Raw genomic sequence first — 12,229 nt, forward strand, 5'->3', positions numbered from 1 at the left:
AGCACCATGCACCAATACCTTGATTTCATGCGCCATGTGAAAGAACACGGCACTCAAAAAACTGACAGAACCGGCACAGGTACTGTGTCCGTATTTGGCTATCAGATGCGTTTTGACTTGAGCCAGGGTTTCCCTTTGGTGACGACCAAAAAACTGCACCTCAAATCCATCGTCCATGAACTCATCTGGTTTTTGGCAGGTTCAACCAATATCAAATACCTGACTGACAATGGCGTCTCGATCTGGAATGAATGGGCAGATGCAAATGGTGACCTTGGCCCTGTATACGGCTCCCAATGGCGCAATTGGCCTACACCCTCTGGCGAACACATAGACCAGATCAAGCAAGTTGTAGAGCAGATACGCAGCAACCCAGACTCGCGCCGCCTCATCGTCTCTGCCTGGAATGTCGCAGACATACCGCAGATGAAGCTACCACCTTGCCACATGATGTTCCAGTTTTATGTTGCTGACGGCAAATTATCTTGCCAGCTATATCAGCGCAGTGCCGATATCTTTTTGGGCGTACCCTTCAATATAGCGTCGTATGCCCTGCTGACCCATATGGTGGCGCAACAAACTGGCCTGGAAGTGGGTGATTTCATCTGGACAGGCGGGGACTGCCACTTGTATTCGAATCACATGGACCAAGTTAACGAACAATTATCACGTAGCACTTTGCCATTGGCTCAATTAGTGATCAAGCGCAAACCAGAATCCCTGTTTGACTATCAATTTGATGATTTTGAGTTTGCCAATTACCAATTCCACCCCGCAATCAAAGCACCTGTTGCAGTGTAAACCCTGGATTCATGAGCATGTCATCTTTAAGTATTATTGTTGCAACGGATAGCAAACAAGGCATAGGCATCAATAACAAATTGCCATGGCATTTGCCTGAGGATCTCGCCCATTTCAAGCGTACCACCAGCGGCCACGCCATCGTCATGGGCAGAAAGACCTTTGAATCCATAGGTCGGCCATTGCCTAACAGGCGCAATATTGTCGTTACGCGCAATCCTGACTGGCAACATGCGGGGGTTGAAGTTGTTGCCTCTTTGGATGAAGCCCGTGCTTTGTTAAGCAATGAATTGGCCTTCATCATTGGTGGCGCACAGATTTATCAGCAAAGCATGGATCTGGCTGCCGAGATGATCGTGACTGAGATACAACAGGAATTTGCATGTGATGCTTTTTTCCCAGTAATCAATCCGCTAATATGGAAAGAGACGGGAAGAGAAAAACATTACTCCCAAGAAAATAATTTGCACTTCGCATTTGTCACTTATAAAAAGATTTAGGATTACTATGTCAGGACATGGATTTCACGTACACGGCCCGCATGACCACGAACTGGAACATGCAGCCCACGGCAATGATGATTTTGCCAGTAAAATTGCGGTAATGACTGCCATTATGGCAACTGTAGGTGCCTTGTTTGGCTACGAGGGTGGTGCGACACAGAATGATGCCGCCATGTACAAAAATGATTCTGCCATTAAAAAGACAGAAGCATCGAACCAATGGAATTATTACCAGTCCAAGTCCAGTAAGCAAAATCTGGCAGAATTGGCAATGGTTATCCCTGGCTCGGATGCGACAAAGTACAAAGCTGAAGTTGAACGCTACAAATTAGAAAAAGAAGACATCAAGAAAAAAGCAGAGGCACTGGAAAAAGAAAGCCTGGCATTTGAAGAGAAGTCTGAACAAGCTTTGCACCAGCACCATCGTTGGGCCCAGGCAATGACAGCCGTGCAAATTGCCATTTCCCTGGCAGCAATCACTTTGCTGACCAAGAAAAAATGGCTGCAATATGCCTCCTATGGCGTGGCTGGCGTGGGTGTGGTATTAGCTGGGCTTGCCTCGCTGCATATATAGAAATAGTAGAATAGTAGAGTGAGAAAAAAATAATGAAAAAACTACTGGGTATCACATTATTGGCGGTGGCTTGCTCTGCAGGAGCGCAGACCGCACAATTTGTGCAACTGGTTCCTTCTAGCTACTTACCCAAGGATGTGAATTTCTCCCTGGGTGCGGCGGCACTTAGCTTACCTAAGTACACTGGCTCTGATGAGCGCCGTCTGGCCGCCTATCCCATGTTCGATGCGCAATGGAAAAATGGTGCCTTCTTCAGTGCAGTGAATGGCCTGGGCTATAATTTTTCCAAAGATGCCAGTGTGCAGTATGGCTTGCGCATGTCACTGGAGGCCCCTCGCGACGAATCACGCTCAGTCAAGCTTCGCGGCCTGGGTGATGTCAATACCACAATCGAACCTGGCGCATTCCTGAATTTCAACCTCGATCAGAATTTCTCTTTAGCTTCATCGATACGATATGGATCAGGGGTTGACCACAACGGCGTGCAAGTCAGTTTCGGCGCACGTGCAACCACCTTGATAAGCCCGCAACACCGCTTATCTGCCAGCATAGGCGCAAACTGGGTTAATAGCGCCTATATGCAATCTTATTTTGGCGTAAATGCAGCACAATCTGCAGCCAGTGGCTATGCGCAATTCACTCCATCGTCAGGCATCTCAGACATTAAACTGGGCGCAAGCTGGCATTGGACGATAGACAATAACTGGTCATTGACCACAGGCGCATCGGTAAGCCGTCTCAATGGCGATGCAGGCAGAAGCCCTTTTGTCTTCCAGAAGAACCCAGTTACGATCTTTTCTGCAGCCAGCTATCGCTTCTGACAAGCTATACGGAATATGTTGTGAAAAAGAGTGCTCGGCGATGAACTGAGTACTCTTTTTTATTGCACACTTTGTTCATGCAACTATCTGGGTTTATTGAATAAAATTTATCTCCATGCGCTTTTTACTAAGCAAGATATGGCGCAATTCCTGATTTGATGACAATCAGATGAAATTTTACATTTCCAGCCAAAAACCTGCGATTTTTTCACATTAGCCAGCCCATATCTGAGAGAATTCGCTTCTTTGAATTTTTCGGCGCGCAAGCGGTTGATTTAACTTGCCCAGGCGTCTCCCTTGTAACAAGCTTTTTTGGAGACCTCCATGAAATTCCGCTTCCCCATCGTCATCATTGACGAAGACTTCCGTTCTGAAAACACCTCTGGTCTTGGCATACGCGCACTTGCTGATGCCATAGAGTCAGAGGGCATGGAAGTATTGGGTGTCACCAGCTATGGTGACTTATCCCAGTTTGCCCAACAACAATCACGTGCTTCCGCTTTTATCCTCTCGATTGACGATGAGGAATTTGGTGATGGCACCGATGAAGAGACAGATTACGCATTGAAATCCCTGCGTGCCTTTGTAGAAGAAATTCGCTACAAGAATGCGGACATCCCGATTTACCTGTATGGTGAAACCCGCACTTCTCGCCACATCCCAAATGACATCCTGCGCGAATTGCATGGTTTCATTCACATGTTTGAAGACACGCCAGAATTCGTGGCGCGCCATATCATCCGCGAAGCCCGCTCTTACCTGGATGGTCTGGCACCGCCGTTCTTCCGTGCGCTGGTGCACTATGCCAATGATGGCTCTTACTCCTGGCATTGCCCCGGTCACTCCGGTGGCGTAGCCTTCCTGAAGTCACCTATAGGCCAGATGTTCCACCAGTTTTTTGGTGAAAACATGCTGCGCGCCGACGTGTGCAATGCGGTAGAAGAACTGGGCCAATTGCTTGATCATACTGGCCCGGTCGCCGCGTCCGAACGCAATGCAGCGCGCATTTTCAATGCAGATCATTGCTACTTCGTGACCAACGGTACTTCAACGTCCAACAAAATGGTCTGGCATTCCACGGTAGCTCCGGGCGATATCGTCGTGGTGGATCGTAACTGCCATAAATCTATCCTGCATTCCATCATCATGTGTGGTGCGATACCAGTTTTCCTGATGCCTACACGGAATCATCTAGGTATTATCGGTCCTATCCCGCTGGAAGAATTCAGCATGGAAAGCATACAAAGGAAGATAGAAGCCAATCCTTTTGCGCGTGAAGCCAAAAACAAGAAACCGCGCATCCTGACCATTACGCAATCCACTTACGACGGCGTGCTGTACAACGTCGAAGTATTGAAAGACTTGCTGGATGGCGAAATCGACACCCTGCATTTCGATGAAGCCTGGTTGCCACATGCGACTTTCCATGACTTTTATAAAGACATGCATGCCATAGGCAAAGACCGACCACGTGCCAAAAAATCGATGATTTTCTCTACCCAGTCCACGCATAAATTGCTGGCTGGTATTTCGCAGGCATCACAAATCCTGGTGCGCGAATCCGAGACACGCAAACTCGATCGCGACAGCTTCAATGAAGCTTATCTGATGCACACCTCGACATCGCCGCAATATTCGATTATTGCCTCTTGCGATATCGCCGCAGCGATGATGGAAGCACCGGGCGGTACAGCACTGGTAGAAGAATCCATACTTGAAGCACTGGACTTCCGCCGCGCCATGCGCAAAGTGGATCAGGAATGGGGCAAGGACTGGTGGTTCCAGGTTTGGGGGCCTGAGGAATTTGCGGCAGACGGTATAGGTTCACGCGAAGACTGGATGATACGTGCCGAAGATGACTGGCATGGCTTTGGCAAACTGGCGGCAGGCTTCAACATGCTCGACCCGATCAAGGCTACCATCGTGACACCTGGTTTGTCACTGGAAGGCAAGTTTGGCGAAACGGGCATCCCCGCTTCTATCGTCACCAAATACCTGGCTGAGCATGGCGTTATCGTTGAAAAATGCGGCCTGTATTCCTTCTTTATCATGTTCACCATCGGCATTACCAAGGGCCGCTGGAATACTTTGCTGACTGCTTTGCAACAGTTCAAGGACGACTATGACAAGAACCAGCCTATGTGGCGCATCTTGCCAGAGTTTGCTGCTGCAAATCCCCGCTATGAAGGTGTGGGCTTGAAGGATCTGTGCCAAGGTATACATGAAGCCTATAAAGGGCATGATGTGGCACGCCTGACAACAGAAATGTATTTGTCCGACATGCAGCCAGCGATGAAACCATCCGATGCTTTTGCCATGATGGCGCACCGCGAAACTGAGCGGGTATCGATTGATGAGCTAGAAGGCCGCGTTACTGCCATTTTGCTGACGCCGTATCCACCTGGTATTCCACTGTTGATTCCTGGTGAACGCTTCAATCAGACTATTGTTGATTACTTGCGTTTCGTGCGCGACTTTAATGAACGCTTCCCTGGCTTCGAAACCGATTGCCATGGCCTGGTCAAAGCAGAAATTGACGGCAAACGTGGTTACTTTGTTGATTGCGTCAAATCCACGGCTGAAACAGGCAAATGAAGCGGCTTTAGTCATTTAATCGTCAGATCTAGCTCCTTAAAAAGCACTTATTGTCAGAGAAAGGCAATAAGTGCTTTTTATTATACAAACGAGCAACATCGCACTTAATTTGCTCTGACTTTCGATATACAATCAAATCAGTACGTTACATTACGGATACAAGACATGGGTGGTGCAACAGGACTAATGCCAATCAAGCACGCTGAGATCAGCGTGGGTCAGGCCGTACCCTGGCCTATCTATGACGAGCAAGGCCATTTGTTGATGGCTTCTGGTGTCAAGGTAGAAAGCCAGCATCAATTGGACGGCTTGCTGGAGCACGGCTATTGCAATCCAGACGCCATGTGGGACACTATACCGTCCAAGATGACGCCAATTTCCAAGCCCGTTTCATCGCAGTCAGGCTCTCCAGGCAGTAGCACCCCCTCCCCGCAAGATGCCCATAAAGATATCTTGATGGAGCTTGATAGCGTGCGCTGGAATGTGGGCGAAACACTCTACCTGCAAGTCCATGACCATACTGCCATGCGTTACACAGTCAGACTGATAGGTTTTGTCAAAAACATGTCCATCATGGTCACGGCACCAAGCATGGATGGCAAGGCAGTCATCATTCGAGACGGTCAGACTTTTATCGTACGTGCTTTTCCTGGCAAGAAAGCCTATGCATTCACAGCCTCGGCCATCAAATCCGTCTATTCACCTCACCCTTACCTGCATATTTCTTACCCTAAACAGGTACGGTGCACGACGATACGCCAGGGCTCACGGGCAACTGTGAAAATTATCGCCTCCCTGACCATAGGAGATCCTGAGCAAATGGCGGCCGCCACGATAGGCGACCTTAGCATGGGTGGTGCTGCCGGCGTCATCAAAAAAGCGGTAGGCAAGAAAGGTGATGTGGGAACACTGAAATTTAAGGTTAGCGCAGCAGGTAATGATGAATACCTCAGCCTGAATGTCATTTTGCGATCGCAGGCCCCTACCGAAAATGGCCTGGAATACAGGCATGGTTTTGAATTCATCGATGTTTCTGCCCAATCAAAACTGATACTTTCAGCATTCGTTCACCAAACCCTGGCTGAAATGGATTAAACCAATCGACCAGATGCCTCAAAAAATTACCATTTAAGCAAATTACAGTTAAGAGAAATAGCAATCATTCCGGGTCATTACATCTTCTTACTTCCTATGCACAAATTAAGCTGGGCCTAACCGTTTGTTACACTTTATGGCGATTGCTGTCATAGGCATGGATTAGAATTGACTTTCCGGGATGAAATTTTCTGGGAATGGACAATAGGAGTTACCATGCCAACAATCAGGCTTACCACATTCAAGCGTTGCTTGATCGTTATCGCTGTTTTCGCCCTAAGCTCCTGCGGTGGCGACCAAAAGACTGCCTCGTCTGGTGCAAGCACGCCAGCGCCTGCACCAGCGCCGCTTTCATCACTGCAGCAATTGTTTGCGCCGGCCCCAGCTGGAAACAACACGGTGGCCAATTTTAATGGCAGCCGCTCCAACTACACAATCAGCCTGAACAGTAGCGGTTACTCAGTCAAAGACAACGTCGGAACTGATGGTGCCGTTGGCATTCCCCCCGGTGTCCAGCAACTGGTTTTCAAGGACGTTTCTGTTAATCTGCAAATTTCCGATCTGGCCTCCAGCATTTCTGCAAATGACTTGAATGCCATTGTCGAACTATACATTGCCTATTTCAATCGCATCCCGGATGCAAATGGACTGGCATACTGGATTACCCAGTTCAAAAATGGCATGCCTATCAACAAGATCAGTGATTCTTTCTACACTGCAGCCATACAAGACTCGGCATTGACAGGCTATGCGCCCAATGCAAACAATGTCGATTTCGTCACCAATGTTTATCGCAATGTATTAAGCCGTACACCCGATCAGCCTGGCCTGGATTACTGGACCAGCAACCTCGCCAGTGGCGCAGTAAACCGTGACATCGTCGTGCGCTCCATGCTCATTGCCGCACACGGTTATGCAGGCGACCCTGTGTATGGCTGGGTAAGTAGTTTGCTGGACAACAGGACCAGTGTCGCCAAGAACTTCGCCATACAGCAAGGCCTGACTTATCTCAGCAGTGCAGATTCCATTACCAAAGGCATGGCACTGTCCTCTACAGTGACGCCTACAGACACCAGTGTCGCCAACGGTTTGATACAAGCCTTGGTGGGTTTTCAAACCAACAGCAATGCACCAACTCCGGCACAGGCATCCCGCTTCCTTGCGCAAGCCAGTTTTGGTGCTAACAATGCCGACATCAATAGCCTGACCGGCAGTAGCTACAGTGCCTGGATAGACAAGCAATTTGCCATGCCACAGAAATTGCACCGCAGCTATATGGATGCCCAGGCTGCTGGCTTTATCAACGGTTTGAAAGATCTCAGTCAAAACAATTTCTTTGAGTCTTACTGGCAGCAAGCAATTAAAGGGGATGATCAGTTAAGGCAGCGTGTCACCTTTGCACTGTCTCAAATTATGGTGGTCTCCTTCCAGGATAGTAATGTCGCCAACTATCCGCGCGGCGTCGCAGGATATTACGATACGCTGGCAGCAAACTCTTTTGGCAATTTCCGCAACCTTCTTGAAGCCGTCAGCCTGCACCCCATGATGGGCACTTACCTGACCTCCTTGCGCAATCAGAAGGAATCTGGAACCCAGGTACCAGATGAAAACTATGCGCGCGAAGTCATGCAGCTTTTCACCATAGGTCTGTATCAACTGAACCAGGATGGCAGTAATGTTATCAATGGCGGCAAACCAGTAGAGACTTATACCAGCTCGGACATTGGCGGCCTTGCCAAAGTATTTACAGGCTGGAGCTGGGCTGGGCCGGACAAGAGTGACACGCGCTTTTTTGGCGGCAATGCTGATGCCAACCGCGATTGGTTGCCTATGCAAAGTTATCCCAAATATCATTCTGTCTCGGCTAAAACCTTTCTGGGTGTGACTATCCCTGCACAATCACCGGCCAATCCAGAGGCCAGTTTGAAAATTGCGCTGGATACCTTATTCAATCACCCCAATGTCGGTCCCTTTATAGGCAAGCAACTGATACAACGCCTGGTCACCAGCAATCCTAGTCCGCAATACATATCCAGAGTGGCTGCTGCCTTCAATAATAATGGCTCAGGTGTCAGAGGTGATATGCGTGCCGTCATCAAGGCCATTTTGCTGGACAATGAAGCCCGCACCGATACCACTTTGGCTTATGCCAATACTGGCAAGTTGAGGGAACCTGTCTTGAGATTGGCTAACTGGATGCGTGCATTTAACGTCAACTCCACATCCGGTCGCTTCCTGATGACTAGTATGGATGATCCATTGAGTGGCTTGTCTGAAACACCGATGCGCTCACCCTCCGTATTCAACTATTATCGCCCGGGTTATGTACCGCCAAATTCAGGTATTGCCAATGCTGGCCTGGTATCACCAGAAATGCAGATTACTGGCGAGACTTCGGTAGTTGGTTATCTGAACTTCATGCGCGACGTCATTCCAAATGGCACAGGCTCCTCACGCGATGTCAAAGCCGATTACACCAGCCTGATCGCGCTGGCAGCAACACCGGATTTATTGCTGGATCAATTGAGCCTGAACTTGATGGCCAATCAAATGAGCAGCAACTTGCGTAGCCAGATTTTGACGGCAGTGAATTCTGTCGCCATCCCAACCAACAATGCAGCCAATGCAGATACGGCGAAAAAGAATCGTGTTTACCTGGCAATTTTCCTGACTATGGCTTCACCTGAATACCTGGTCCAAAAATGAAGGGGATACATCATGACTAAAGTTAACGCTTCACGCCGCCAGTTTTTGCGTGTCTCTACCGCCTTGGGCGCTGCGGGTGCCGCAGGTAGTGCCAGTCTGCCATTTGCGCTTAATTTAGCAACCATGGGGTCTGCTGCTGCACAAACCTCGCCTGGTGGCTACAAGGCGCTGGTCTGCCTGTTTCTATACGGTGCCAATGACCATGCCAATACCATCCTGGCAACAGACAGTGGCTCCTGGAGTCAATACACCACGGTGCGCACCACCAATGAGGCTGGCTCGATTGCTTTGCCCCCAGTAGGTAGCAGCGGCGGCGTCATCGCAATTAACCCCAGCACGACACAAGCAGGCCGCAGCTTTGCCCTGCATCCGCAACTGGGTCCTTTGAAAACCTTGTTTGATAATGGCCGCGCAGCCATACTGAGCAACGTCGGCCCATTGATAGTGCCTACGACACTGGCACAATACAAAGCCGCCAGCGTACCCTTGCCACCAAAACTGTTTTCGCATAATGACCAGCAATCCTTATGGCAAGCGTATGCACCTGAAGGAGCCACCTATGGCTGGGGTGGTCGTATGGGTGACATGCTGGCATCAACCAATGCTTATCCGGTATTTACGGCGATATCAGCATCGGGCAATGCCGTGTTTCTGGCTGGCCGCTCTGTCAATCAATACCAGGTCAGTGCCTCTGGTGCAGTGCCCATCAATAGCTTGAGCGGCAGCTTGTTTGGCTCCAGTGCTGCTGGCAATCCCCTGAAAAATATCATTTCTGCAGATAGCGCCAATTTGTTCCAGAAAGAGCATGCTGCAGTCACCAATCGTTCCATCAATGCACAAACCTTGCTCAGCCCGGCTATGGCTGCGGCTGGTGGCAATGGCGTGCCCAATCCTACTCAGTACACCAATCCCAATACAGGCAATCTTGCTAACAATGCCCTGGCTTCACAATTGCAAACTGTGGCGAGAATTATTGCTGGACGCAGCACCCTGGGCGCACAACGACAAGTATTCTTTGTCAGCCTGAGCGGATTTGACACCCATGATTTTCAACGCACCAATCATGCCGACCTGATGGCAAGACTGGCGCATGCCATCAGTTATTTCGATGGCGTACTTGGCAATTTACAGGGCAGCGACCTGCGCAAGCAAGTGACCCTGTTCACTGCCTCTGATTTTGGCCGCACCTTTACCAGCAACGGCGATGGCACGGACCATGGCTGGGGATCGCACCATTTCATCGTTGGTGGTGCAGTCAAGGGCAATAATATTTATGGTGAATTCCCAGTCACAGGCCTGAAGCACAGCCTGGATGTAGGTTCGGGCAGCCTGCTGCCGCAGATTTCGGTTGATCAGTATGGCGCTACCCTGGCCAACTGGTTTGGACTTAGCACGACACAAATTAATGATATCTTCCCAAATATCACTAATTTTTCCAATCGCAATTTGGGATTTCTTGCCTGATTAGTGATTGCAACTGCTGTAATGGCGACTGCTGTCCGGTCTTGAAAACCGGACAGACAGTGCCCACACCAGGCAATCAAAATATCGATCTGGCGGTCAGCGTCGTGAAACGTTCCAGCGCATAAGTACCCGCCAGCGAATTGCCGGTTGCATCCAGGCCCGGCGACCATACAGCCACAGCCAGCTCGCCTGGTACCAAGGCTAAAATACCGCCGCCCACCCCGCTCTTGGCTGGCAAACCCACGCGATATGCAAAATCGCCTGCCGCATCATAAGTGCCGCAAGTCAGCATCAGTGCATTCAAGCGTTTGGATGAACTGGCATCCAGAATTTGTTGCCCGCTCCAGGGTATGGAGCCATGATTGGCGAGAAAACTGCCTGCCTTGGCCAATTCAGCACAAGTCATGGTCAATGAGCATTGTCTGCAATAACTGTCGATGACGGTTTTGACTGGGTTATGCAAATTGCCAAAATCTTTCATCAAATGAGCGATGGCATAATTGCGGTGCGCAGTCTGGCGCTCAGACTGGGCAACTGCCATATCAAAATCGATAGCAGGTTCGCCAGAAATAGTTCGGGCAAACTGCTGGACTGCAATATCCGACTGTACAAAGCGCGCCGACAAAATATCCGCAATGACCAGCGCACCTGCGTTGATAAAAGGATTGCGCGGCTTGCCACGTTCATATTCCAGCTGCACCAGGGAATTGAAAGGGTTACCAGACGGTTCACGCCCTACCCGCTCCCAAATTGCATCGCCTTCACGGGAAAATGCCAGCGCCAGGGCGAACAATTTGGTGACGCTTTGCAGTGAGAACTTTTGCTGGCTGTCACCTATGTTGTAAGTGCTGCCATCCAGACAATACACAGCCATACCAAAATGCTGGGCTGACACTTTGGATAACTCAGGGATATAGGAAGCCACTTTCCCTTGTGCCAATAAAGGCTGGACTTCTGCAAAAATTGTCTGAAGTATGGCTGCGTAATCCGGCTGCATCGTTTGTTAAATTCAAGTCTTTGGAAGAGTCACGCCAACCTGGCCCTGATATTTGCCGCCGCGGTCTTTGTAGGATGTTTCGCAAACTTCATCACTCTCAAAGAATAATACCTGGGCACAACCTTCACCTGCATAAATCTTGGCTGGCAACGGTGTGGTGTTAGAAAATTCCAGCGTCACATAACCTTCCCATTCAGGCTCAAACGGCGTGACATTGACGATAATGCCGCAACGCGCATATGTGGATTTACCCAGGCATATTGTCAATACACTACGTGGAATGCGAAAATACTCCATCGTGCGTGCCAGCGCAAATGAGTTTGGAGGAATAATGCAAACATCGCCCTTGAAATCAACAAAGGATTTTTCATCGAAATTTTTTGGGTCAACGATGGTGCTATTGATATTAGTAAAAATCTTGAATTCGTCGGCGCAACGTATATCGTAACCATAAGAAGAAGTGCCGTAGCTGACGATGCGATTACCATCACGCTCACGCACCTGACCAGGCTCAAACGGCTCTATCATGCCGGTTTGCTCTGCCATGCGGCGTATCCACTTGTCTGATTTGATACTCATATGCTTCTCCTGCCAAATTAATATTGGCGCGATTTTACGCGAAAACAGCTATATCTAATATGGAAATAGCTCTTGAAAGTGCAAACAAATTCGA

At 49.2% G+C, this 12,229-nt stretch carries 10 protein-coding genes; 8 read left to right on the forward strand and 2 right to left on the reverse strand.

Annotation, left to right across the window (positions count from 1 at the left end; translation table 11 throughout):
* Positions 1 to 6 precede the first annotated feature (6 nt).
* The 8 genes from ACO0LF_RS21470 to ACO0LF_RS21505 all read left to right on the forward strand — a co-directional run bounded on the left by ACO0LF_RS21470 (position 7) and on the right by ACO0LF_RS21505 (position 10,559).
* Positions 7 to 801 carry a thymidylate synthase gene (locus ACO0LF_RS21470; protein ID WP_423017716.1) on the forward strand — a complete coding sequence of 265 codons (795 nt, stop codon included), beginning with the start codon at positions 7 to 9 and terminating at the stop codon, positions 799 to 801.
* Positions 802 to 818: 17 nt separating this feature from the next.
* Positions 819 to 1,301, forward strand: coding sequence for a dihydrofolate reductase (locus ACO0LF_RS21475; protein WP_423017718.1), 483 nt, complete (start codon positions 819 to 821; stop codon positions 1,299 to 1,301).
* A gap of 7 nt (positions 1,302 to 1,308) precedes the next feature.
* Entirely contained in the window at positions 1,309 to 1,878 is a 570-nt protein-coding gene (locus tag ACO0LF_RS21480) for a DUF4337 domain-containing protein (RefSeq protein ID WP_423017720.1), read from the forward strand.
* A gap of 32 nt (positions 1,879 to 1,910) precedes the next feature.
* A complete protein-coding gene (locus tag ACO0LF_RS21485) occupies positions 1,911 to 2,699 on the forward strand; it encodes a MipA/OmpV family protein (RefSeq protein WP_423017722.1) in 789 nt (262 codons plus the stop codon).
* Positions 2,700 to 3,023: 324 nt separating this feature from the next.
* Positions 3,024 to 5,294 (forward strand): Orn/Lys/Arg decarboxylase N-terminal domain-containing protein, encoded by a 2,271-nt coding sequence (locus ACO0LF_RS21490; RefSeq protein WP_423017724.1) that lies wholly within the window; start codon positions 3,024 to 3,026, stop codon positions 5,292 to 5,294.
* 186 nt (positions 5,295 to 5,480) lie between these two features.
* Positions 5,481 to 6,389 carry a flagellar brake protein gene (locus ACO0LF_RS21495; protein ID WP_423017726.1) on the forward strand — a complete coding sequence of 303 codons (909 nt, stop codon included), beginning with the start codon at positions 5,481 to 5,483 and terminating at the stop codon, positions 6,387 to 6,389.
* 216 nt (positions 6,390 to 6,605) lie between these two features.
* The gene (locus tag ACO0LF_RS21500; protein WP_423017728.1) at positions 6,606 to 9,095 is read left to right on the forward strand and encodes a DUF1800 family protein; all 2,490 of its coding nucleotides are present in this window, start codon (positions 6,606 to 6,608) and stop codon (positions 9,093 to 9,095) included.
* Between the two features lie 12 nt (positions 9,096 to 9,107).
* Complete coding sequence (locus ACO0LF_RS21505) at positions 9,108 to 10,559, forward strand: DUF1501 domain-containing protein (RefSeq protein ID WP_423017730.1); 1,452 nt, start codon at positions 9,108 to 9,110, stop codon at positions 10,557 to 10,559.
* 76 nt (positions 10,560 to 10,635) lie between these two features.
* On the opposite strand, the gene ACO0LF_RS21510 is transcribed toward ACO0LF_RS21505, so the two are convergent.
* Together ACO0LF_RS21510 and dcd are read right to left on the reverse strand one after the other, a co-directional pair.
* The gene (locus ACO0LF_RS21510) at positions 10,636 to 11,556 is read right to left on the reverse strand and encodes a glutaminase (protein WP_423017732.1); all 921 of its coding nucleotides are present in this window, start codon (positions 11,554 to 11,556) and stop codon (positions 10,636 to 10,638) included.
* 12 nt (positions 11,557 to 11,568) lie between these two features.
* A complete protein-coding gene (dcd, locus tag ACO0LF_RS21515; RefSeq protein ID WP_186945400.1) occupies positions 11,569 to 12,135 on the reverse strand; it encodes a dCTP deaminase in 567 nt (188 codons plus the stop codon).
* Positions 12,136 to 12,229: the final 94 nt, after the last annotated feature.

The sequence above is a fragment of the Undibacterium sp. Di27W genome (genome assembly GCF_049340345.1).
Lineage (GTDB): Bacteria > Pseudomonadota > Gammaproteobacteria > Burkholderiales > Burkholderiaceae_D > Undibacterium.